A 23,446-nucleotide genomic window follows, 5' to 3' on the forward strand; every position below is an offset into this window, starting at 1 on the left:
GCGTGCTCCTTCAGGGGGTGGGGTCAGATACGGGCGATGAACGGATAGACGACGAAACCGAGCAGCACGAAGACGAGCAGTGCGCCCGGAATGTCGAGTCGGCTGGTGATCCCCTCGGCGCGAGCGAGGTTGTCGGTGCGGATCTGGTCGCGCAGCGAGTCGGCTCGGCTGCGCAGGGTCTCGTGCACCTGCGCGCCCTCGCTGCCGGAGGAGCGCATGATCGCGCCGACGTCCCCCAGCTCCGGAATGCCGATCTTGTCGGCGAGGTCGCGCAACTCGTCCCAGGGGGCGTGCATCTGCATCTGGGCGATGCGCAGCGACTCCTGGAGTCGATCGAAGACCCAGCCGTCGCAGACCGCCGCGGCGCGCTCCAGCGACTGCACCGGTCCGTGTGCGGCGGAGAGCTGCAACGCCACCAGATCGAGGTAGGTGCAGACCGCCTGGCGGAACTCGTCCCGGGCGGCGTCGGCCTTGGTCACCACGGCGCGGTGCGCCAGCAACGCGCCCAGCAGCGCCAGGCCGAGACTGCCGAGCACCGGTATGACGATCGGGAACGAGACGCCGAGCACCAGCAGCGCCACCCCGAGCAGGGTCGGCGTGGCCAGTCCGATCAGCGCGGAGAGCAGCACCGACAGGGCGTACTGCTCGGGGGTCTGCCCGATCAGGGCGAGCTGCCGATGCGGCGGGCGCAGCCAACGGGACAGCCCGGTCAGCGAGTCCAGCCGGCGGGAGGCGGGAGTGGCGACCAGGCCGCTGCCCGGCGGCTGGTGCAGTCGACGCAGCGCCGGCCCGAGCGCCGGGGTCGCCGGCACCAGTTCCCGGACCACCAGGAACACGCCCAGCCCGACCCCGGCACCACCACACACCGCGATGGCCAACTGCCAGTTGACGATCACGCGATCACCTCGCTCGGGTCGGGCGCCGGTAGGAACCGGGCCGGCCGCTGCGGCTGGCTCATCGACCGCACCCAGGCCAGCAGGGCGATGAAGGCGGCACCGAGGGCGGCCATCACCACCTGGCCGACCGGGGTGCCGTACGGCTTGATGTACTCGGTGTTGATCAGCCCGTACGCCAGGGTCGCCAGGGTCATTCCGGTGAGGAAGCGGACCGCGAACCGGGGCTGGGTGCGCTTGGCCTCGATCTCCCGGCGGGTGGCGACCTCGGCGGACGCCGCGCTGGCGATCGAGCCGAGCACGTCACCCAGTCGTTCACCCCGGTCGGACAGGTGCAGGATCAGCGCCGCGACCACCTGGTCGCAGACCGGGTCGGCGATCTCGTCGGCGAACGCCAGCAGCGCCGAGCGGGCCACCCAGCCGGCCTGCAGACGGGCGGCGAGCAGTCGTACCTCGTCCTCGACGCCGGGTGGCACGCTGCCGATCGTGCCGATGATCGACTGCTGGAGGCCCTGCCCGGTGTTGGACACGTCCTTGAGGCGTCGGGTCCACTCTCCGACCGCCTCGATCCGGGCGATCGCCCGCTGTTCGGCCTTACCCACCCCGAACAGCCACGGGGTGCCGGGCACCGCCACCGCCACCAGCAGACCCACCACCGGCAGCCCGGTCAGCAGGAACGCCAACGCCCCCGCGACCAACGCGGCGAGCAGCAGTGCCTGGTAGGACCGCTGCTCGGAGGGCGTGCCGCCGGGCCCACGCCACAGTCGATCGAGACCTGAACCGCCACCGGGGCGGGACCCGCGAGGCCGTCGGGTGCCGACCAGTGCCACCACGGCCAGCAGCAGTCCGGCCACACAGGCGGCCCCGGAGACCACCGCGATCAACTCCAGGCTCAACATCAGGTCACCGCCGGGCCAGTCGGGTCTGCCGGGGTCGCCGCCAGGCACCGGCGCCGGCCTCGATCCACCGGGTCAGCAGCCGTACGTCGTAACCCACCCGCAGCAACTGGTCACGCACCCGCTCCGGCAGGTGCCGGGGGACCGCACGACCGTCCGGGCCAGGGCCGAAGACCGTGGTGGTGGTGATCCGGCCGCCCTCGCCGGCGCCGATCACCTCCTCCACGTGGGAGACGAACCGGTGTTTACGCCCGCCGATCGCGGTCTCGTCCTCGACGGTGACGTAGACGATCAGGTCGAGGGCGTTGCCGGCCATGCGGCGGGCCTGGTCGACGGTCATCTCGCGGCCGTGCGCCAACGCCAGTTCGACGATCCGTTCACCCACGCCTGCCGCCGTGCGGGCGTGGATGGTGCACATCGAGCCCCGGCTGGTGGTCAGCGCCTGGAGCATCGGAACGATCTCCCGGGACCGCACCTCACCCACGATGATCCGCAGCACACCCATCCGCAGCGACAACGGGATCAGGTCGGCGATGGTCACCTCACCGGCCGGGCGGCCGTCGAAGCCGCGCTCACCATGGCCCTCCCGGGCCTCGAAGCTCATCACCGCCCGGTGCCGTTCCCGACGGCGGGCCGGCAACAGCTCCCGGCTCTCCTCCAGCAGCACGTACGGCTCGTCCGGCGGGATCTCGTTCATCAGCGCCCGGATGATCGTGGTCTTCCCGGCGCCGGCCAACCCGGCGACCATGATGTTCAGCCCGGCGCGCATCGCCGCGCGGAGGAAGTCGCGCAGGAGCGGGTCGATCATCTCGTCCAGGTCGCCTCGGGAACCGGCGACGTCGTCCAGGCTCACGTCCAGTGTGTTGTGCTTGCGGATAACCGCGTACGGGCGGTGGCTGACCAGGAACACGGCTGCCAGCCGGCTGCCGTCGGGCAGTTGCAGGTCGAGGGTCGGCTTCACTGTGGACAGGGACCGCTCGGTCGCGCCCGCCCGGCGGGCCGCCGCCTGGAGGATCTCCACCAGTTCGGCGTCGCTGTCGGCGATCGGCTCGGCCCAGTCCACCCCGCCGCCGTGCCGGGTGATGCGCACCTGGTCGCAGCCGAGGATGTGCACCTCCTCGATGGTTTCGTCGACCAACAGGGTCTGTAGCCGGCCGAGCCCGACCAACTCGGCGGTCACCTGGTCGAGCAGCAGACGTTCCTCACCGGCGGCCATCGGTGTGCCGGCCCGGCGCACGGAGTCGGCGTACGCGGCGACCACCCCGACGGCGAGCCGCGCCCGTTCGGTGTCCTCCTCGTCGACGGTGAACTCCCGGCCGCGCTGCCACAGGGTGAGCCGTTCGGTGAGTTCCCGGCGCAGCTCCCGGACCACCTGGAAGTCCATCCGGGGTGCCGCCTCCGGCGGTGCCGTGGCCGTGGGCGGTGACTGCGGCATCGGCCCGGCCTGCTGGTGTCGCCCGTTCGACGGGGTCAGTGGCGGCACGGTGGAGGTGACGCCCGGCGGCTGCTGGCGCGGGTCGGTGGAGACCGGCTCAAACCGCATCCGGCACCCCCTGCTGCACAGGCCACGCCAGCCGGGCCCGCCGCCGTTCCAGCAGCGCGCCGATCGGCACCTCCAGCGCGGCCGCCGCGCGCATCAGCGGCCGTCCGGCGCGGACGGTGCCGCCCAGGGCGAGCACCCCGGCGGTACGCGGGTCGTGCGGCAGCCGTGCGATCACCGGCAGTTTCAGGGCGCGGCTGATCTCGGTGCGCCCGTGCCCGTCGCCGACCAGCAGCAGCCGCAGGGTGCCCGGTGGCACCCGGTGCTCGGCGAAGTCCCGTTGGAGAGCGGTGACCACCGCCCGCGTGCCGGAGAGGTCCGGCAGCTGCGCCCCCGTCACCAGCAGCACCACCGACGCGGCCCGCAGCACCGGCCACGGTGGCCCGTTGACGTGCAGCCGGCCGCAGTCGACCAGGACGTCGTAGCCGGGGGTGCCACGGTCCAGGGCGTCGAAGTAGTCGGCGAAGCGCTGCCAGAGCGGGGTGACGCTGCCGCCCTGGGCCGGGTCGACGAGCCCAGGCAGCAGCAGGCGTTCCCGACGGGGCGCGTCCAGGTCGACGAGCTGGGACCAGAACGCGGTTTCCAGGTTGCCGTCGCGCAGCTCACCGACGGCCAGCTCCCCGATGCCGCGCGGGCCGTCCAGCTGACCGCCGAGGTATCCGGCGAGGATGGAGCCGCCGGCCGGATCGCATTCGGCGAGCACCAGCCGCCGGTGCCAGGCCAGCGCGCAGGCCAGTGCCGAGGTCGTGACGCCGGGCGAACCCTTCGCGGACACCAGCGCGATGATCGCCATGCTCAGGCCGCTTCGGTCAGCACGACGGCGAGCCGTTCCTGTGCGGCGAGCGCCACCACCGCCGGGACATCGCGGGTGGGCAGCGCCAGGTACAGGACCTTGTCGTCGTTGGCCGGGCTGACCATGTCGATCACAGTGGCCGTGAACCGGGTGCTCGCTGTGGCCGCGTCCCCGGTGGCGTTGTTGTCCGGTGTGCTGACCAGCAGGACCTTGTCACCGGGGTGCAGTTCGCGGGCCGGCACCTGGGCGGTCTTCAGACCGAGCGCGATCTGCTGTTGGCCGGGGCCGAGCAGCGGGTCGTCGGTGACCTGCCCCAGCGTGAGCAGGGTGCCCGGGACCAGCGCCACCGCGGCCCGTTTGCCGATCACCTCGTCGAGCCGGCCGGCCGGCACCGGGCGCAACCCCTGACCGCCGGCGACCTGCACGCTGACCAGGTCAGCGGCGCTGATCTCGCGGCCCACCTCCACCGGCCGAGCCACCGCGAGGTAGCTCCCGGTGGCCCGGACCGAGGTGACCGCGAACGCCGCGCCCAGGCCACCCAGGGCGATCAGGAGTACGGCGAGACCGAGCAACCCCGGGCGGACCCGGCGCTGCCGGACCACCGTCGGTGGGGTGACCGGCGCGTCGACCGACCCGGTTCCGTTGCGCGTCGCGAGGCTCACTGCGTCATCTCCGTTCGCGGGGCTCGCACACTGGGCTGACTCACCGGGTCACCACCTGAAGCTCGTTGATCTGGATCTGCACGATGCCGCTGCGGCGGGTCACCAGGATTTCTCCGGTCTGGCCACCGCCGCGCCAGGTCACCTTCCAGTGCGTGGTGGCGCTGATCCGGTACGTGCCGGCCTTCTGGTAGCCGTTGTCGTAGCCGCAGGTCGGGGAGGTGCCGCCCGCACGCTCGCCGTCGCGCTTGTACTCGGTGCCCGCGCTGTAGCAGGTGACCGTCTCCTTGTTGCCCATGTCCCAGACGGTCCGGTCGACCTTCGCCGTGATCTCGACGGTCACGTCCCGGTCGGTCGCCTTGGCGGTCAACGGGCCGAAGTAGTTCTCGCCCGGGTCCGCCCACATCCAGACCGGCAGACCGACCAGGCCGGGGCCGATGCCCTTGCGAGGCGCGACCTTCAGCGGTGCCGGCAGCAGCTTGATCGACGCCAGGGCGCGACGGGCGAGTTCCTCCGGGTTGGGCGGCGCGCCGTAACCGGGTGGCGGCTCGGCCCGCAGCACCATGTTCCGATTGCCCACGTCGGCGCCGCCGTTGCAGGTCTGCACGTACCACTGCTGGCCCTCGGGTGCCTCGTTCTGCGGCGAGGCCAGCTTGTAGTAGCAGCCGTCGCTGCTGCTGAACCAGCCCTTGAACTCGTCGTAGCAGGGGATGGTCCGCCCGTCCCACCGGCAGACGCCTCCGCCTCCGCCACCGCCGCCGTCGTCTCCACCGTCGTCACCGCCGCCGCCCGGGTCACCCGGGTTGCCGGGTTCGTCGTCCCACACGCTGCAGTCGGGCTGGTCGGGTGGGCAGCCGGCTCCCGGGTCGGCGCGGCCAGCGGCGGCGGCCGGTGGGGTCGCGCCGGCCACCAACAGGAGCGCGAGGCCGATCCCGGCGATCGCCCGCCAGGTGGCGCCAGCCCGACGCGTACGGGTCGGAGCGACGCGTTCCTGCCACGTCAGCACGGCTGATCCCGGTGCGTCGCGCCGTAGTTGATCAGCCAGCGGCCGTCGGGATACCGGGTCGCGGTGGCGGTGGAGAGGTGCTTGCCGCCCCCGCTGCCCGGGACCACGCGCTTGTCCTTCGCGTAGACCAGTCGGTAGCCGGTCGTGTCCAGGCAGTCCTGGATCTCCACGGTCGCCGGCTTCGCGTCGAGGCTGACCGCGGTCACGGTCGGGTCGGACTTCACCGTCCCGGTACGCATGGCGCCGTGCTCCTTAGCGTCGCGAATGGACAATTGGACCCGACTGAGAAGTGGGTCAGCGAGATACCGGGCGAGTTCCGGCGCGCGTGGGTCACTGCGCCCACTCGCCGTTCGCGAGGCCGCGAGATAACCGGAGTACGCGTCGAGGGCCGCCTTTTCGGCAGCTCTTCGTTCCGCGTCGGGATCGGCCGGTTGTCCGTCTTCACGGGCTGCCGCCGGTCGTCCGACCGACTCCTGTCCGCTGGCGCAGGCGGTGACCGGCACCGCCGCTACGACCGCCAGCAGGCAGATTGCCGCTCGTCTGAGCTGCCGTCCGCGCACCGTCGAGCCTCCTCGTGGTCGCCCCGCGCGGTGTCGGTCCACCGCCGCCGGGCATGCGGAAGCGCGCCCGGATCAGCACATCCGGAGTCGTTCATTGCGCTTCTGCATTCACCGTTACGGATCTTCTACAAATGCAAGGTCCTGTGTCTTCCGGTTGTCGAGGTGAGGCTTGCGTCACACCCAAGGGGCGAGCATAGGCTGACGTTCGCCGATGCAACAGAGGTAATTCAAGTGAACACTCTCAGTGATGACAGGTGGTGGTGGCGGGTGTCCGCACTGCGCCCGAGGCAGTGGCCGAGCAGGGGTTCGTCGAAGACCTGGCGTCGTCGGGACGGGTGGGGTCCGGTACGTCCCGTCGCCGGTCCCGGGAGTAGGACATCGCGGCCTCATCCCGGCATCCCAGCGGACTTGCCGATCCGTCGGAGGGTCACCTCCTCCGACGAGACGCCCACTGGGAGGCCGGTCGAAAGCACCGTCCGAGGGCCGCGCGGCAAGGTCGCTTTCTGCGCCATTCGCTACACCACAGCGATCGTTCCATCACGATCCGTGTTCACCTTCGCGGGGGAGCACCCGGACGACACGGACGTGGCATGGCGCTGACCGGCCCCCCGGCAGCCGTCCCGGGGCGGGAAAACCCACCCGACCGGAGCCCGGCATCCCCACCGACCGGCGACACGACGAACCCCGCTGACCGGGCAGCGCCCCCTCCGGATCGCTCACCAACCGCGCAGCGCGTTCCGGCTGGGGCCCGCGCCCGACTCGCCACCGTGCTCGCGATCCTCGCCATCGGTCCACTGATGCGGATGGCCGCGCTGCGCTACGCCGTACCCCCGGGCATGCCCAGCCGCACCGACTGCGAAGCGTGCGGCGCGCCGCTCGGCCTGACCCGGCCCTGGCCGGCGCTCGGCCCGGCGGCCCGGTGCGGTCGCTGCCGGGCGCGGGCCGGGCCGCCACCGGGCACTGTCGAGTTGGCCCTGCTCGCCGCTGTGGTGCTGCTGGCCCTGGTCGGTCCCTCGGGCGGGGCGCTCCCGGCGCTGGCCTGGTGGCTCGGCTGGACGATCCCGGCGGTCTTCGTCGACCTGGCCGTGCACCGGCTGCCGGACCGGCTCACCCTGCCGGCGGCAGCCGGGACCTGGCTCCTGCTCGGCGTCGCCGCGCTCGACGCCGAGCCGGGGCACTGGCTGAGAGCCGTCATCGGCGGCGCAGGACTGGCGCTGTTCTTCGCCAGCACCACGCTGCTGCTCGGTCGTCGCGGCTTCGGGCTGGGCGACGCCAAGCTGGCGCTGAGTGTGGGAGCACTGCTCGGCTGGTACGGCTGGCCGGCGCTGCTCCTCGGGCTGCTGCTCGCCTTCGGGCTGTCCGCCCTGGTGAGCCTGGCTCTGCTGGCCACGCGGCGCGCCCGCTGGAGCACGCACCTGCCGTTCGGCCCGTTCCTGCTCCTCGGCACGGTAGGTGCCCTCGCACTGGCACTCTGACCGGGTCAGGGGCGGGAGCGGCTCGCCAGTTTGGGAACCGGGCTGTCGGCGCGGTCGGCGCGGCGGCGCAGCACCTCGGCGGTGGCTCGGGCCAGCAGCGGGGTTGCCACCACGGCGACCAAGGCGCCGAACAGCACGCCCGCGACCACGTCGTGCGGGTAGTGCACTCCCACGAAGACCCGGGAGAAGGCGCCGAGCGCGGCCAGCGGCAGCGCGATCAGACCGAGCCGGCGGGAGAGCAGCAGCGTGGTGACCGCCAGCGCGCCGGCCACGGTGGCGTGGTTGCTGGGAAACGACCAGTCACCCGGGGGTGGGCAGACGCCCGCGATGATCGCCCGCCCGATCGTCCGGCAGGGGCGATCCTCGTCCACCACAGTCTTGAACCATTCGCTGCCCACGTACGCCAGGAGGGCCGGCACCGGCGCGATCAGCGCGAGTGCCCGGTCGTGCGGGCCGCCGCCACGGCGGCTCAGCGCGGCCATCAGCAGCAGCACGCCGAGCAGCAGGATCACCCCCTCGGTGGCGTGTCCGACGAACCATTGCACCGGTTCTGGGCTGCGGGCGGCGGCGTCGACGACATCGTCGTACCACTCAGCGCTGATCTCCGGAACGTCCATGCTGCCGTTGTGGACCATGCATCACCTCACTTCACGTTCATACCTTGTTCACCTGGGGGACACCCTAGGAACACGGCAGAGGGCATGGCAGCCGTCGAAGGTCAGGTCGGCTTCACGACCTTCGTCCAGGATTCGTTCAGCCGGCTCTGCTTGGCTGGTCAAGGACGTCGGCATCCACAGGAGGCTTCGTGCACACCAGTTCGGCCACCGACCAACCGCCGCCCGTTACCGGGACGGTGGACGACCAGACCTGGCAGATTCGGCGTACGGAGGCCGATCTGGACCGGCTCGGCGAAACCGAATCGATCTTCGCGTTGGGTAACGGGTGGGTCGGTTGGCGTGGTGTGCTCGACGAGGGCGCACCCTGCGGGATGCCGGGCAGTTACGTCAACGGCCTGCACGAGCGCCGGGAGCTGACCTACCCCGAGGAGGGGTACGCGTTTCCGCAGGCCAGCGACACCGTCATCAGTGCGCCGAACGCCGCGCTGATCCGGCTCTGGGTCGGCGACGAGCCGCTGGACATCCGGACCGGGACGCTGCGCCGCCACGAACGGGTGCTCGACCTGCGCAACGGTGTGCTGCGCCGGGAAACCGAGTGGATCTCCCCGGCAGGGCGGGCGGTGCGCATCCGCAGCACCCGGCTGGTGTCCCTGCCGCGTCGCCCGGTGGCCGCCGTCCGGTACGAGGTCGAACCGCTGGGCGCCCCCGTCGAGCTGCGGGTCTGCTCGGACCTGCTGGCCAATGAGACGGTGCCGGAGCGTTCCGACGACCCCCGGGCCGCCTCGGTGCCCACCGACCCGCTGACCGCCGAGTCGTACAGCGCGACCGGCCTCGAGGGGATGCTGGTGCACCGCACCGAGCGCAGCGGTCAGCGCGTCGCGGTCGCGGTCAGTCACCTGCTGGACGGGCCGGACACACTCACCACCGCCGGTGACTGCACCCCGGACCGGGTCCGGCTGACCGTGACGGGTCGCCTGCACCCGGGGGAGCGGCTGCGGCTGACGAAGTTCGCCGCGTACGAGTGGGCATCGGTCGACGGGACACCGGCCGACGAGCTGGCGGCCCTGGTCGTCGCCGAGGCGGACGCGGCCCGCGCGGACGGCTTCGACGCTCTGCTCACCGACCAGCGTGCCGCCCTGGACGCGGCCTGGCAGGTCGCCGACGTGCAGCTCGACGGCGACCAGGATCTCCAGCAGGCGGTTCGGTTCGGGATGTTCCACCTGATCCAGGCCGGCCGCCCGGACTCGGGCCGGACCATCTCGGCGAAGGGATTGACCGGCAACGGCTACGACGGGCACGTCCTCTGGGACACCGAGAGCTACGTCCTGCCGGTGCTCACCTACCTGGCCCCGGCGGTGGCCCGCTCGGCGCTGACCTGGCGGCACGCCCACCTTCCGGAGGCTCGGGAACGGGCCCGCGAACTGCGGCTGACCGGCGCCACCTTCCCGTGGCGCACCATCGGCGGCCGGGAATCATCCGGCTACTGGCCGGCGGGCACCGCGGCGCTGCACGTCAACGCCGACATCGCCGACGCGGTGCTGCGCTACCTGGCGGCCACGGACGACCAGCAGTTCCTCGCCGAGGCGGGGCTGGAGCTGCTGGCGGAGACCGCCCGGCTCTGGCACGGCTTCGGGCACTGGTCGGACGAGGGTGACTTCCACCTGCATGGCGTGACCGGCCCGGACGAGTACGCCGCGCTGGTCAACGACAACGTCTTCACCAACCTGATGGCCAAGCGCAACCTGCGGGGAGCGGCGGACGCCGCCGAGCGTCACCCCGACGTGGCCGGTCGGCTCGGCGTGGACCACGACGAGGTGGCCGGCTGGCGGGCCGCCGCCGACGCCATGTTCGTCCCGTACGACCACGAGCGCGGGGTGCACCAGCAGGCCGCCGGCTTCACCCAGCAACCCGAGTGGGACTTCGCGAACACGAGCGAGGACGACTACCCACTGCTGCTGCACTTCCCGTACCTGGAGTTGTACCGCAAGCAGGTGGTCAAGCAGGCCGATCTGGTGCTCGCCATGCAGCTCTGCCCCGGTGAGTTCACCGCGGCCGAGAAGGCCCGCAACCTGGCCTACTACGAGGCCCGCACGGTCCGCGACTCGTCGCTGTCGGCCGCCCCGCAGGCGGTGCTGGCCGCCGAGGTCGGGCACCTGGATCTGGCGTACGACCTGTTCGCCGAGTCGGTCCTCCAGGACCTGGCGGATCTGGGGGACAAGACCGCCGACGGGCTGCACCTGGCCTCGCTGGCCGGTGCGTGGCTGGCCCTTGTGCAGGGTTTCGGCGGGCTGCGCGACGACCGGGCGGTGCTCTCCTTCGACCCCCGGCTGCCGCGTCGGATCGACCGGTTGGCCTTCAGCCTGCGCTGGCGCGGCCACCGGCTGCGGGTCACGCTGACCCCCACCGAGGCCCGCTACGAACTGCCCGACGCCGCCGCCGACATCGAGGTCGAGCTGCGGCACCACGGAGAGTCGGTGCGGGTCACCGGCGCGGAGCCGGTCACCCGGCCGATGCCCCCGGTGCCCGACCCGGGGCCGGAGCCGCCCTCCCCGCCCGGCCGCCGTCCCACCCGTCGCTCGGCCGGCTGAGCCGCCTCGACCGACTCCCGCATCAGCTCGGACCGCCGGCCCGGTGACGGCGGCCCGGTGCCGGGCCGACGGGAGGGGCCGACGGCTCGGTCAGGTCGGCGGGAGGCCGCCGGCCATCCGTTCGCGGACGGCCTCCAACTCCTCGAAGGCGTACGCCCAGTTGTGGCACTTGAAGCTGCGCAAGCCGTCGATCGCGGTGTGGCAGTCGGCGCAGCGCACGCCGGCGATGGCGTCCGGGATCTCGGTGTTGACGTACTTGCGCTCGCCGAGGATGACGGTGGCGATCATGGTCTTGTCGTGCAGGCCGGAGAGCGCCGACGACACGATGTCGTACCAGGTGACCCGTCGGCCGCACTTCGGGCAGTCCGGATCGTCGCCGCTGACCCAGAGCGGGGCGCCGATGCTGCGCGCCGGCATGCCGAGCAGCTTCTCCAGCCGCCGGACGTCCGACTCCGGGGTGGTCCAGCGGTGTCGGCCGGGCAGTGATGCGGGTGAGTCGTACACGGCGCGGAACAGGTCGTGATCGACCTGCACGGTCTCCCGCTGAGCGGTCATCGGCGTCCCTCCTCGTTGAGTCGGTGCCCCCACCGTGGTCAGCGACGACCATGGGCGCTGCCGGATCAACGACACGAAGGGCCAGCGGGTCGTCGCCCAGACGTTTTCGGCTCCGTCGACCGGCCTCGGGTGGTACGACGGACGCAGGGCGTGCGTGCCACCGGGAGGAGCGCCGATGGCGAGCAGGCCCGAACGGCTGCTGCGGGGCAGTGACTCCCCGCTGAGCGCCTCGTTCCTGGAGCTCTTCTTCGACCTGGCGTTCGTGCTCGCCCTCAGTCAACTGGCGGGGCACCTGCTGCACGACCTCACCCTGGCCGGCGCACTGCGTACCGCACTGCTGTTGGCCGGGGTCTGGTGGATCTGGGTGACCACCACCTGGTTCGCCGACTGGTACGACCCGGAGAGCCCGTTGGTCCGGTGGCTGCTGGTCGGCGCCGCGCTGGGCAGCCTGCTGGCCGGGGTGGCGATCCCGCAGGCGTTGGACGGGCGCGGCCTGCTCTTCGCCGGCGCGTACGTCGCGGTCCACATCGCCCGGGGCACGGTGACCGCGTTCGCGCTGCGCGGTCACCCCCGCCAGAAGAGGGCGGTGCGGATCCTCTGCTGGTTCGGTGTCTCCGCCGTACCGTGGCTGGTCGGTGGGTTCCTGCCGGAGTGGCGGGTGCCGCTCTGGGTGCTCGCCCTCGCCCTCGACGTCACCGGCCCACGCATCGGCTGGCCCACCCCCCGGCTCGGGCGGACGAGTGGGCAGGAGTTGCACCTCGCCGGCGAGCACTTCGCCGAGCGGTACCAGCAAATCATGATCATTGCGCTGGGCGAACTCGTCCTCGTCGCCGGTCTGTCGTACGCCGGCACCGACCTCGACCTCCCGCAGACCGCTGCCTTCCTGCTGGTCTTCGCCACCGCCGTGCTGACCGGCCTGCTCTACGTGACGCCCGCCGGCCAGCGCCTGGGCCCGGCCATCGAGCACGCCGACCCGTCCCGCCTCGGCGTCATCACCGGATACCTGCACCTCGTGATGATCGCCGGGTTGGTGGTCACCGCCGTCGGGGCGGAGTTGAGCATCGCCCACCCCACCGAGGCGGCCGACATGACCGCGGCCGTCGTCATCCTGGGCGGTCCGATGCTGTTCCTCGTCGGGCGGATCCTCTTCTCGCTGTCGATCCACCGACGGCTCTCCTGGCCGCGGGTGGTGGCCCTGCTCGTGCTGGCCGTCGGCACGGCCGTCCTGCGACTGCCGCTGCTGACGGTCAGCGCGGTCGCCACCGTGGTGGTGCTCATTGTGGTCGTCCTGGACCACGCCGGCATCCTCTCCTACCGCCGCGTCCGAACCTCTGACTAAAGTCAGGCTTATGGACTCCACGCTCATCGCCGCCGTACGGCGGTTCAACCGGACGGTCACCCAACGGGTGGGTGCGCTCGATGACGAGTACATGGCCCAGGGGCGACCCCTCGGGCAGGCCCGCCTGCTCTGGGAGATCGGCCCCGCCGGCGCCGAGGTCGCCGCGCTACGCGCCCGGCTGGGCCTGGACTCCGGATACCTCAGCCGACTCCTGCGCACCCTGGAGAACGACGGCCTGATCACCGTCGGGCCGGCCGACCAGGCCGGCGGCGACGGCCGGGTCCGCACGGCCACGCTCACCGACGCCGGCCGTACGGCATGGGTCGACCTCGACGAGCGGTCGGACGACCTCGCCACCTCGATCCTCGAACCGCTCAGCGAGCACCGGCGCGAACGACTCGTCGCCGCCATGGCCGAGGTCGAACGCCTCCTCGTCGGGTCGATGGTCGTCATCGAGGCGTGCCCGCCGAGCGACCCGCGGGCCCGCGCCTGCCTGCGCGCGTACGCCCGGGACATCGCCCGCCGCTTCGACGACGGGTTCGACCCGGCGCTGAGCAACCCGCTTCACGACGAGGCACTCGTCCCGCCCGCCGGCGTGCTCCTGCTCGCCACCCTCAGCACCGAACCGATCGGCTGCGGCGCGGTCAAACTCCACCCCGACGCGCCCGCCGAGATCAAACGCGTGTGGGTGGCCGACGCCGTACGCGGGCTCGGCGTCGGGCGGCGGCTGCTGGGCGAGCTGGAACGGTATGCCGCCGAGCGTGGCGCGACGGCCGTACGGCTGGACACCAACCGCAACCTCACTGAGGCGATCGCCATGTACCGGGCGGCCGGTTACCGGGAGATCGAGGCGTACAACACCGAGCGCTACGCCCACCACTGGTTCGAAAAACAGCTGCGACGGTGACGGCGAACTGCCGGCATCGTGAACGGGGGGCGCCAGTCGTCGGTGGGTCGCGTACCGCCTTGCCGACCATCGTTACGGTTTCAGGAGTGGAAGGTGACGCCGCTGGGAGCCGTTGGCGGTTCCTCGGCGGCGGCCTCGTCGGCATGGTGGGCGTCGTCGGCGTTTTTGGAGCGTTGACGCTCGGCTTCTGGGTGTTGGCCGACCTCTCCAACGACATCCCGCTTGTTGGCAGATTGTTCGGCATGCTCGGGCGTCTTGCCGCAGTTGGCGGGGCGTTCTTCTTCACGTACTGCCTTCTCGCTGTCGTGCTGGGGCCCGATCTGTTCGAGAAGCTGTTCTTCGTACGTAGCAAGGCCCTCACCCCGGGTGTGATACGCGAGTTGGTGGCGATGGAAGCGGTATCTGCCACGATTCCGGTCGCGTCCGGGCAGGGCGTGCTGCGGATTATCCCGGTCAAGCCCCAGTGGTGGCTTGACCCGAACGCCTATGCCGACGACACCAAGCCGGTTGTCGTGGTCGAGGGGATCGAGCACCGGCTGCCCGGGTGGGATCCGTACGACGTCGCGGTGCCGGCCGGGACCGTCGAGGTCGTGGCCTGGCTGCCCCTTCGCAGCGGCATTCCGGGGCGACGGGCCAGCAGTTCTGTCCCCGTGTCGGAGGGGCGGGTGGGCGCGGTGGTGTTCCGACCCTCGTCTCTCCCGGAACTTCCCGGCACCGCGACTCCGCTGGCCGGCGAGCTGAGGGGCGAACTTTCGTCGTACCGGATGTGGGGTGCGACAGGGCTGCTCGTCGGGCTTGTCTTCCTGGTGTGGCTGGCCGTCGGCTAGCGCAGACCTTTCCTCGCCAGGGTCAGAAAGATCTCGATGTGGCGGAGTTCCATCACTGTCACCGATCCACGCATCAGCGAAGAGTTATGGCACGTTGCCAGATGTGATCTTGTAGCCCGGGGGCCCGCCGGGCAGGCTGAGGACGTCGGTGCGGAACAGCATCGGCACCCTGAACGAGGAGATCGTCGTGCGCAAGCTCGTGTATTACATCGCCGCCACCCTGGACGGTTTCATCGCCGGTCCCGACGGCGCCGACCCCACCGGCCCCGACGGCTTCTGGCCCATCCCGGACGACTACCTGCGCCACCTCGTCGGCGAATATCCGGAGACCCTGCCCGGTCCGGCCCGGCAGGCGTTCGGCATCACCGACCAGGGCAGCCGGTTCGACACCGTGCTGGAAGGACGCCACTCCTACGAGGTGGGCGTGAAGGCCGGCGTCACCGACGCGTACCCGCATCTGCGCCACCTGGTGTTCTCCCGCACGCTGGGTGGCAGCCCGGACCCGGCCGTCGAGGTCATCGCCGAGGACCCCGTTGCCACCGTACGAGAGCTGAAGCGCCAGGACGGCAGGGACGTCTGGGTGATCGGCGGTGGCGCCCTGGCCGGTGCCCTCTACCCCGAGATCGACCAGCTGATCATCAAGCTTGCCCCGTTGACCATCGGCGCCGGCATCCCGCTGTTCGGCCGCGACGCCGTCTTCGCGCCCACCACCTGGCGCCTGACCGACCACACCGTTCTGGACAGTGGCGCTCTCTTCCTCACCTACACGCGCGCACAGACCGGGAACGAGCCGGCATGAGCACATCCCCCGGCGGCGTCACGATCCGTCCCATCACCGGGCCGGACGAGATTCCCCTGTTCAACCGCCTGCCGTAGACACCATCAACCACGAGCTCGACGACGACCTCGCCGACAAGCGCCGCCGACCGGAGTGGATGTGGGTGGCCCTGCGCGGCGACCGCCTGCTGGCCAGGGTCGCCTAGTGGGGCCGTGGCGACGACGCCGCTGCGCTGTTGCTGGACATCCTCGACGTCGACGACGGTGCCGAAGACCTCACCGAGGTGGCGCAGGCGTTGTACGAGACCGCCGCGAAGCAGGTCCTGGCACCCGGCGCGGTCCTCCCGGATACGGCCGCTTCATCCCCGCCGACTGGCGCGAGGACCCGGACACGTACCGGGCGGTGCGTACCAGGATGGGCGTTCTCGAGTCACGGCGACTGACCCCCGGGCCGGCCCGGCCAGGCCACACGGGCCGGACCGGACCGGACCGGAGGTCAGTCGGCGACCACGGTCAGGACCAGTGGCCCGTTGGGGATCGGGTTCCCGGCGTTGTTCGGATAATTCCACATGCTCGTGTTCCCGGCCTCGTCGTTCAGCGAGAAGCCGATCGTGTACTGCCCGGGCTCCAGCCGGTCGGTCGACACCGCCAGGTGGAGGACACCGCTGCCGTCGTCGTGCTCACCGCCGTACATGCCGCCCTTCGGGGCTCCGGTGCTGTCGTAGATCGTCGCACTGAACCCCGTGATAGGGGCGAACTCGTCCACCTCGAACGTGACGTCGAAGCCGAGGCCCCACGCGTCCTCGGTCTCCTGCTGTGTCCACGTCGCCTTGGGCAGCGTCGCCGAGAGCACCACCGGCGCCTTCTCGTCGGGCACCTGGGTGATGGTGATGCCAAGGTCGGGAGCGCCATAGGCCGTGCCGTAGAACGCGACGTTGCCCGCTTCGTCGGTCAGCTTGACCCCGCGAACCGTGCAGGAGCGGGCCCAGCCCGACGACACGACGATCTCCACCGAGACGGTGCCGTCGTCACCCACCACCGGCGTGCGTGACGGCTGCGAGCACGAGTCAAGGTCGACGTCGACGGAGGTCAGGCCGCCGACCACACCGCGCGGCGTGAAGGTGAGCGCCGTCGACGCCGGCCCGCGCCAGCTGTTCACCTGCGGCACGGTGAGGGCGAAGTCCGACGCACTGACGACGTCGTTGCGGCTCACCTGGACGGGAGCCGGCCCATCCGGCGAGGTGTCGGCCCGGGTGTTGCCCCAACTGTCGGTCAGGTCGAGCCGGGAGACCCGCCACGTGCCGGACGGCGAGCCGGCCGGCATGGCGACCGAGACAGGACAGGTGACCCTGGTCAGTTCCCAGGCCGTCTCACCGTTGCAGGACCACTGCGAACCGCTCTGGGTGACCTGGAACGAGGAGGTGACCCGATTACCGCCCGGGCCGGTGAGCGTGATCTTGCCCTTCTTGAACGCGGACTCGTCGACGATACTTACCCGGTAGCGCAACGTCACCCCGGAGCCGTCGTCGTAGAAGCCGCGCGGTTGGTCGAAGTCGAAGTAGAACTGCTCGGCGAGTGGCCCCTCGGAGTCGACGAGCTGGGTCACGGTGAGCGCCGCCGGGCCCGGGTCGCGCACCGTGCGGGCATGGGCAACATCGTCGGCGATGGTCACCTTCGTGACCCGCCAGACCGTCTGGGCCGCGGACGAGTAGCGCGGCACCACGAACTCGTAGGAGTAGGTGGACTCCTGTGCGGTCCCGGAACCCCCGATCTGCGCCCGACCCCATTCCAGGTCATACGTGACCGTGCGGGGCTGACCGATCTGCTGGTCCCCGTCGAACTGGCGCAGCTCGACCGCGCCGCTGACCCGCTGGGCCCTGGCGGCCCGGTCGGTGATCGTCCAGCTGAGATGGGCGACAGCGAAGTCCTGTGTGGCGTCGACCTGCGTACGGTCGAAGGCGATCGACGTGATCTCGAGAACCGGGCCGGCAGCCGGCGCCGCCATCACCGGTGTGGTGATCGACAGGGCGAGCGCGGCGGCGGCCACGGTCGTGACTAGCGCGCGGAGGCGCGAAGATGTCATGTGCCATCCCCCGTGTAACAAGATTTCTCGATGGATTTTCCGCCGAGAATAGCTGTGGCGCGCAACCGTAATTCGTCAGGGCCGTTCATGGTCAAAGGACTGTCTTGCGCTGTCTCGTGCGTTCTTTGGCTGTTTCGTGCGGCACGGTGACGGCACCGAGCGGCCGGATCTACCCGATCAGCCCTTCACCGCGCCCGCGGTGAGCCCTTCGGTCAGGAAGCGCTGCCCGAAGGCGTACATGACGACCACGGGGATGCTGACGAGCAGTGACGCCGCGGCGAGTTGTCCCTGGGGCACGACGTCTCCGGCGATCATCGACTGCATCCCCACCGGCAGCGTCTTGTATTCGTCCTTCGTGATGAACACGAAGGCGAAGAGGAACTCGTTCCAGGCGTTGGTCAGGGTGAAGAGCGCGACCGCCAGCAGCCCTGGCTTGGCCAGCGGCAGCACCACCTTCCCGAACGCCTGGACGCGGCTACAACCGTCGACCAGCGCGGCCTCCTCCAGCTCGACGGGGATCGACGAGAAATACCCCACCAGCAGCCACGTGGCGAACGGAAGCGTGAAGGTCGGGTACGTCACCACCAGGGACCACAACGAGTCGGTGAGCCGTGCGCCGATGAGCATCTGGTACAGCGGGATGAACAGCAGCGCACCCGGCATCACGTAGGTGAGCAGCACCGTGACGGTGAAGCCCTGCGCACCGCGGAACCGCAGCCGGGCCAGCGCGTAACCCGCCAGGGCGGCGCAGACCAGTGCCACCGCCGTGGACGCCGCGGACACCAGCAGCGTGTTGAGGTACCAGCGGCCGAAGGGCTGGTTGTCGAACAACGCACCGAACTGCTCCAGGGTCCACGGCGTCGGCCAGAGGTCGTCGGTGCGCATGACGACCTGGCCCTCGGACTTGAAGGCCGTGACGGCGATCCAGTACAGCGGGCCCAGCACGAAGAAGAGCAACCCGGCCAGCGCGACCCAGGACCCCAGACCCGACACCGCCGACGACGACCGTCGACCGCCCCGGGACTGCAGGGTCGAGACCACCCGACCGACCGCCACCGCGATCAGCAGAATCACTCCGAGGACCACCGCCGCCTTCCAGAAGATCTCTGGCGATGCCCAGAAGAGCAGACCGGTGACCACTGCCGTGACGACCCACGGCAGCGCCTTGCGAGCCGTCCCGGCCCACCGCCGAGCCCCGATCCGCCACGCCGCCTGGCGTCGCCGGGGCAGTCTGATGTTGGTGTCCTGGCGCAACAACCGGACCAGGACGAACACCAGCCCACCGATGACCGGCAGCATGACGAGCGTGACCGCCGCGCCGGCGCCGTACTGCAACTGCAAGATTGCCTTCGAGTACGCGACGAGCACGTACGGCGCCGTTACGTCGCCCGGGCCGCCCTGCGTCAGCAACCAGACGAGGTCGAAGTTGTTGAACGTCCAGATCGACGACAGGGTCACCGTCACGGTGAGCACGTGGCGCAGCCCGGGCAGCGTCACGTTGGTGAACCGCTGCAACGACGAGGCGCCGTCGATGGTCGCCGCCTCGTAGAGGTCCGCCGGGATGGCTTTCAACCCGGCGAGGAAACACACGGTGAAGAACGGCACCCCCTTCCAGACGTTGACCAGGATCACCGACGGCATGGCCAGTGACGGGTCGGACAGCCAGCCTGCGGGCCAGCTGTCGACCAGGTGCGCGCTGGCCAGCAGCGGCCCGATCCCGGTGGCGGTGAGCAGCGTGTTGACGCTGCCGAAGATCGGGTCGAGCAGCGCGCGCCAGCTGAACGCCGTCACCACCGTCGGCACGACCCACGGCACGAGCAGCAACCCGGTCAGCAGGGCCCGACCGCGACGCCGATGATGCAGCAGCAGGGCCGCGGACAACCCCAGCACAACCTTGAAGATCTCGGCGTACGCGGTGAAGACGAACGAGTTCACGACGCCCGTGTGGAACTGCTCGTCGCCGACGAGGGCGAGGTAGTTGTCCAGGCCGACGAACACGGTGTCCTGCCCGTGCCGTTCCGTGGTGCTGGTGACGATCGACCGGGCGATCGGCACGAGGACGAGACTGCCGACCAGCACGGCCATGGGCGCCAGGAACAGTGCGCCCAGCCGCCAGTCACGACCAAGCCGCCGCTGGGTTGCCGTGAGAGAGCCGGGTCCCGGCGGCGGGGACTTCCTCGCCGCCGGGACCCGCGCAGGACGGACCGAGCTCACTGCGGCAGCCCCTGCTGGTTGAAGATCTGCACCATCTTCGCGTGGGCGGTCGTCACGGCCTGCGCCGGCGCCGTTCCCTGGACGATCTGCTGCATCATGTCGGTGAGGACGTAGGCCGCGCCGACGGCCTGCTGGCCCGCGCTGGCCTTCTGCGGGAAGGCCAGGCCGTTCTTCGTGTTCAGCGGCAGCGACAGTTCTGTGATCTTGCGCAGCATCGGGAACGCCGGGTCGCCGCTGGTGAAGAACGGGTCGGCGTCCCAGACCTTCTCCCAGGCGGGCATCACCAGGCCGGGCGCCTCCTTCGCCACCCCGAGCAGCGCCGGCGCGCTGACCAGGTACTGCGCCAGAAGCTTGGCGAGCGCGGGATTCTTGGCACCCTTGAAGACGACGAACCCCTGCGACTGGCCGAGCAACAGGGGGTTGTTGGTCGCCGGCCCGATGCAGTCGGAGAACACGTGGGTGTTCGCGTACACCGGGTTCTTCTTCGTCCTCGAGTCGGCGTAGACGCTGAACTGGTTGCGGGTGTAGCCGACGACCCCGGCGAGCCAGTTCTCGTTGTTGCTGGTGTCGGTCCAGCTCGCCACCCCGGGCGGCAGCATCGGCTTGTACTTGGGGTTGGTGTAGATGTCGCCCAGGAAGGTCACGGCCTGCACCGTCTCCGGGGAGTTGAAGGTGACCTTCCGGCCGTCGTTGGAGGCGATCGACCCGCCGTAGGCGTTGATCAATGCCTCGATCATGCCGTTGCCGTCACCCGACCGGTTCACCGTCATGCCCCAGCCGAATCGGCGTTTGGCCGGGTCGGAGATCTCCAGGCAGAGGTCGCGCAGCTCCTCCCAGCTGTAGATGTCCTTGGGGGTGATGCCCTTGTCCTTCATCCAGTCCTTGCGCAGGAACGACCCGATACCGATGAAGTGGTACGGGATCGCGAACCACCTGCCGTCGAAGACGCAGAAGTTCTTGGCCTCGGCGCAGGGTTCGCCGTACTTGGCGGTCAGCGCCTGGACGACGTCCGTCACGTCCTCCAGGTCGCCCAGCGCCTGGAACTGCGCGACGAAGCGGGAGTCGGTCATGAACGCGAGGTCACGAGCCACCCCACCCTTGACCTCGGCGTGGATCTTGGCCACCACGTCACCGGCGTCGGCCTGGACCAGGCTGTTCTCGATCTTCGTGCCGGTGGTGTCGGCGAATTTCTTGATCGAGCTGTCGAGGGCGTCGTTCGCGGCCGTCGAGTACAGCTTCTGCGACAGCATCCCCATCGAGGAGCCCTTCATCGCCGCCGCGGCGTCGATCAGCTCCTGCGGAACCTCCGGCTGCACCTTCGGGGGCGAGTCGGAGTCGCCGCCACAGGCGGCCAGGCCGGCTGCGCCGAGAACCCCGACTCCCATCCCCAGAAAGCCGCGCCGTGACCAGGCCGGATTGATTTCCATTGACATTCGCCTCCTTCAAGTCCCCGTAGCACGGCACGCCGAGGGCGTAGCTCGTGCAACAGGTGTGTCTTCATGACGGCGACCACGGATGCGCGTCGCCCGCATCGGTCAGTGCAATGAGGCGATCGGGGACCGGGCCGAGAAAGCGGCGCTGATGTTCCAGTTCGGTCGGGCCACGGGACCACCGCCGTTCGAAATTTCGAACTTAGTTCGAAATACCGCATCAAGTGGTCGCGACGCTAGAACAGCCAGGAGAAGAATGTCAATGTTTCGATGGTGTTTCGAACCGAAAACGGGAGGTGGGCTATCGGGGCAGGGCCCGGTAACCCATCCGGGCCGACAGCGCGGCAGCGCCCTCGCGAACGAGCCCGGTCCACTCCACGTGCGCCTCGGGGGTCCAGCGAATGATCGGCGCGGACAGGCTCATGGCGGCGATCGTGGTGCCGGAGTGGTCTCGGATCGACGCAGCCACGCAGCGCATGGCGCTGTCAGACTCACCGATGTCGACCGCGACGTCGTCAGCGCGGACACGCTCGAGATGCTCGCGGAGCCGGTCCGGGTCGGTGATGCTGTCCGGCGTCATGCCCGGCAGGTCGCCCTTCGTCAGGACGTCGTCCAGGCTGGCCTCATCGAGGGCGGACAGCAGGATCTTGCCGACCGCCGTGCAGTGGGCCGGCAGCCGCCGCCCGACCGCGGAGACCATCCGAACCGGGTGCGTGCTGTCGAACTTGACGAGGTAGATGACATCGGCGCCGTCGAGCACGGCCACGTGGACCGCCTCGTCGCAGGCGGCGGCCACGTCCCGCGCGACGCACTGCGCCTCGCGAACCAGGTCAAGCCGGCCGGCGAACGCCGCGCCGAGCTGGAACAGCGGCATGCCCAGCCGATACTGCACCGGCTGGCCCGGAACGGAGATCAGGTACGAGCGAGCCTCGAGCGTGACGAGCAGTTCGTGGACGGTGGTACGGGGCAGGTCGAGCCGCTCCATCACCTGGCGGGCCGACAGTTGGGGGCAGTCCAGGAACAGTTCGAGGACGTCGAGCGCGCGGATGACCGCCGGTACCACACGGGGCATGTCGATAGTCCCTTCGCAGTGCCGGACCCATGTCAACGATCTCCACACGGGCCGGCACCTGAAGAGGATAACTGCGCCAGCTCCCGGCGCCAGGGGCCGAACTCGTCGTCGATTGGAGCTGTCTGGACAGCGCGGCGATCAACAGCCGCTGCTGTCTGTCCGGATCGCCGCCCGCCCGAAACATCTCGGGCGGGCGGCGAGGGGCTCAGCTCTGGCTGACCAGGCCGGCGTCGACCACGTACTCTCCGTCGTGCACGGCCTCGAATTCCGCGCTGGCGACGAGCAGGGTCGGCTCGAACTGGTACGAGGTCACGATGTCCGAGTCCGTAGCGTCGTCACCCACATCTGCGACAGTCCGGCCGTAGGTGGCGGCTGCCTCCAACCGGACCTCGTACAGCACCTCGGTGCGGGCGGTGATCGACCAGGTTCCGTCCGGGTTGACGGTGGCCGAGCCACCGCCAATTGCCTGTCCCTGCCGATTCCACAAACGCACGTCCAACACGCCGTCCGGGCCACCGGCGATGGCCGGCTCATCCGCCTCGCGCTGCCCATCCCGGTCAAGGTCGTGCCACACACTGCCGCGGATGACGCACGTACCCGAGATCGCCACCGTGACGGAGCCGGTGTTGTAGTCGGTGTTCGCCTCGCGGCGTTGCGGGGTGATGCTCGTGGTGATGGGCACCTTGCTGCCCGGCGCCGCGCCGGTTACGACGAACGGCACGGACAGCCGGCTCGCCCGACCGCCAGCCGCCAGTTGCGGATGCGAGCACGTGTAGCTCGTCGTGCTCACTGCCGTGCAGGTCCAGCCCGGGTCACCGACCGACGGGGTCGTGGTCCTGAGCCCGACGGGCACCGCGACCGTGGCGCTGATCGGGTCCGACGCGCCGGTGCCGTTGTTCCGGATGTCGATCTGGGCGTAGAAGGTCTCGCCCTCCGCCGGGTTCAGCACGTTGGTCATCATCAACTCGACGACCAGATCGGGCTGGAGTCGCCCGGCCGCCACCGCGTCGGCCGGAGCGAGCGCCGCCGCACCCCCGACGAGGGCAAGGGTGGCCAGCGAGGTGGAGAAGGTACGTCGGATCGAGCGGGAAAGGGAACGAGGGCGCATAGGTTCCTCACGTCGCAGGTGACGGCCCTCCCAGGAGAGTGAAGGCCGTATTGGAGATCAGGATCTCCACTCATCCGGCGTCGTCGATCACTCCGGCGTTACACAGA

20 protein-coding genes are annotated in these 23,446 nt (G+C 70.4%); 6 read left to right on the forward strand and 14 right to left on the reverse strand.

Annotation, left to right across the window (positions count from 1 at the left end):
- Positions 1 to 23: 23 nt before the first annotated feature.
- From HNR22_RS20395 to HNR22_RS20425, 7 genes are read right to left on the reverse strand one after another with little or no spacing between them, the layout of a single operon-like run.
- Positions 24 to 893, reverse strand: a complete 870-nt coding sequence (locus HNR22_RS20395; RefSeq protein WP_179783641.1) for a type II secretion system F family protein — start codon at positions 891 to 893, stop codon at positions 24 to 26.
- Positions 893 to 1,792, reverse strand: a complete 900-nt coding sequence (locus HNR22_RS20400; RefSeq protein ID WP_179781686.1) for a type II secretion system F family protein — start codon at positions 1,790 to 1,792, stop codon at positions 893 to 895. Before HNR22_RS20400 ends, HNR22_RS20395 begins: the two co-directional genes overlap by 1 nt.
- Positions 1,793 to 1,796: 4 nt before the next feature.
- Complete coding sequence (locus HNR22_RS20405; protein ID WP_179781687.1) at positions 1,797 to 3,332, reverse strand: TadA family conjugal transfer-associated ATPase; 1,536 nt, start codon at positions 3,330 to 3,332, stop codon at positions 1,797 to 1,799.
- On the reverse strand, positions 3,322 to 4,122 hold the full coding sequence (locus HNR22_RS20410) for a CpaE/TadZ family protein (RefSeq protein ID WP_179781688.1): 801 nt from the start codon (positions 4,120 to 4,122) through the stop codon (positions 3,322 to 3,324). Before HNR22_RS20410 ends, HNR22_RS20405 begins: the two co-directional genes overlap by 11 nt.
- Before the next feature lie 2 nt (positions 4,123 to 4,124).
- Entirely contained in the window at positions 4,125 to 4,784 is a 660-nt protein-coding gene (locus HNR22_RS20415; protein WP_179781689.1) for an SAF domain-containing protein, read from the reverse strand.
- A 40-nt stretch (positions 4,785 to 4,824) separates the two neighbouring features.
- Positions 4,825 to 5,787, reverse strand: a complete 963-nt coding sequence (locus HNR22_RS20420) for a hypothetical protein (RefSeq protein WP_425488067.1) — start codon at positions 5,785 to 5,787, stop codon at positions 4,825 to 4,827.
- Complete coding sequence (locus tag HNR22_RS20425) at positions 5,781 to 6,347, reverse strand: hypothetical protein (RefSeq protein WP_179781690.1); 567 nt, start codon at positions 6,345 to 6,347, stop codon at positions 5,781 to 5,783. Before HNR22_RS20425 ends, HNR22_RS20420 begins: the two co-directional genes overlap by 7 nt.
- A gap of 797 nt (positions 6,348 to 7,144) precedes the next feature.
- Here HNR22_RS20425 and HNR22_RS20430 point away from each other — a divergent pair.
- Positions 7,145 to 7,822 carry a prepilin peptidase gene (locus tag HNR22_RS20430; protein WP_179783643.1) on the forward strand — a complete coding sequence of 226 codons (678 nt, stop codon included), beginning with the start codon at positions 7,145 to 7,147 and terminating at the stop codon, positions 7,820 to 7,822.
- 5 nt (positions 7,823 to 7,827) lie between these two features.
- Here the strand turns inward: HNR22_RS20430 and HNR22_RS20435 are convergent, their stop codons facing one another.
- The gene (locus tag HNR22_RS20435; protein WP_179781691.1) at positions 7,828 to 8,457 is read right to left on the reverse strand and encodes a phosphatase PAP2 family protein; all 630 of its coding nucleotides are present in this window, start codon (positions 8,455 to 8,457) and stop codon (positions 7,828 to 7,830) included.
- 170 nt (positions 8,458 to 8,627) lie between these two features.
- Between HNR22_RS20435 and HNR22_RS20440 the strand changes: the two genes are divergently transcribed.
- Positions 8,628 to 11,027, forward strand: a complete 2,400-nt coding sequence (locus HNR22_RS20440) for a glycoside hydrolase family 65 protein (protein ID WP_179781692.1) — start codon at positions 8,628 to 8,630, stop codon at positions 11,025 to 11,027.
- A 90-nt stretch (positions 11,028 to 11,117) separates the two neighbouring features.
- Here the strand turns inward: HNR22_RS20440 and HNR22_RS20445 are convergent, their stop codons facing one another.
- Positions 11,118 to 11,582, reverse strand: coding sequence for a hypothetical protein (locus tag HNR22_RS20445; RefSeq protein WP_179781693.1), 465 nt, complete (start codon positions 11,580 to 11,582; stop codon positions 11,118 to 11,120).
- A 175-nt stretch (positions 11,583 to 11,757) separates the two neighbouring features.
- Here HNR22_RS20445 and HNR22_RS20450 point away from each other — a divergent pair, with 175 nt between their 5' ends.
- The 4 genes from HNR22_RS20450 (at position 11,758) to HNR22_RS20465 (ending at position 15,454) form a co-directional block, all read left to right on the forward strand.
- Positions 11,758 to 12,921 carry a low temperature requirement protein A gene (locus tag HNR22_RS20450; protein WP_179781694.1) on the forward strand — a complete coding sequence of 388 codons (1,164 nt, stop codon included), beginning with the start codon at positions 11,758 to 11,760 and terminating at the stop codon, positions 12,919 to 12,921.
- A gap of 10 nt (positions 12,922 to 12,931) precedes the next feature.
- A complete protein-coding gene (locus tag HNR22_RS20455) occupies positions 12,932 to 13,828 on the forward strand; it encodes a helix-turn-helix domain-containing GNAT family N-acetyltransferase (protein WP_179781695.1) in 897 nt (298 codons plus the stop codon).
- 59 nt (positions 13,829 to 13,887) lie between these two features.
- The gene (locus HNR22_RS20460) at positions 13,888 to 14,655 is read left to right on the forward strand and encodes a hypothetical protein (protein WP_179781696.1); all 768 of its coding nucleotides are present in this window, start codon (positions 13,888 to 13,890) and stop codon (positions 14,653 to 14,655) included.
- Positions 14,656 to 14,803: 148 nt separating this feature from the next.
- The gene (locus tag HNR22_RS20465; protein WP_343059895.1) at positions 14,804 to 15,454 is read left to right on the forward strand and encodes a dihydrofolate reductase family protein; all 651 of its coding nucleotides are present in this window, start codon (positions 14,804 to 14,806) and stop codon (positions 15,452 to 15,454) included.
- A gap of 474 nt (positions 15,455 to 15,928) precedes the next feature.
- Here the strand turns inward: HNR22_RS20465 and HNR22_RS20470 are convergent, their stop codons facing one another.
- The 5 genes from HNR22_RS20470 to HNR22_RS20490 form a co-directional block, all read right to left on the reverse strand.
- On the reverse strand, positions 15,929 to 17,515 hold the full coding sequence (locus HNR22_RS20470; protein ID WP_179781697.1) for a hypothetical protein: 1,587 nt from the start codon (positions 17,513 to 17,515) through the stop codon (positions 15,929 to 15,931).
- A gap of 177 nt (positions 17,516 to 17,692) precedes the next feature.
- The gene (locus tag HNR22_RS20475) at positions 17,693 to 19,600 is read right to left on the reverse strand and encodes an ABC transporter permease (protein WP_246380961.1); all 1,908 of its coding nucleotides are present in this window, start codon (positions 19,598 to 19,600) and stop codon (positions 17,693 to 17,695) included.
- Positions 19,601 to 19,725: 125 nt separating this feature from the next.
- A complete protein-coding gene (locus HNR22_RS20480) occupies positions 19,726 to 21,156 on the reverse strand; it encodes an extracellular solute-binding protein (RefSeq protein WP_179781699.1) in 1,431 nt (476 codons plus the stop codon).
- Between the two features lie 304 nt (positions 21,157 to 21,460).
- Complete coding sequence (locus tag HNR22_RS20485) at positions 21,461 to 22,231, reverse strand: IclR family transcriptional regulator (protein ID WP_179781700.1); 771 nt, start codon at positions 22,229 to 22,231, stop codon at positions 21,461 to 21,463.
- A gap of 205 nt (positions 22,232 to 22,436) precedes the next feature.
- Positions 22,437 to 23,339, reverse strand: coding sequence for an SdrD B-like domain-containing protein (locus tag HNR22_RS20490; RefSeq protein WP_179781701.1), 903 nt, complete (start codon positions 23,337 to 23,339; stop codon positions 22,437 to 22,439).
- Positions 23,340 to 23,446: the final 107 nt, after the last annotated feature.

It is taken from the genome of Micromonospora jinlongensis (genome assembly GCF_013410645.1).
Classification (GTDB): Bacteria; Actinomycetota; Actinomycetes; order Mycobacteriales; family Micromonosporaceae; genus Micromonospora; species Micromonospora zamorensis.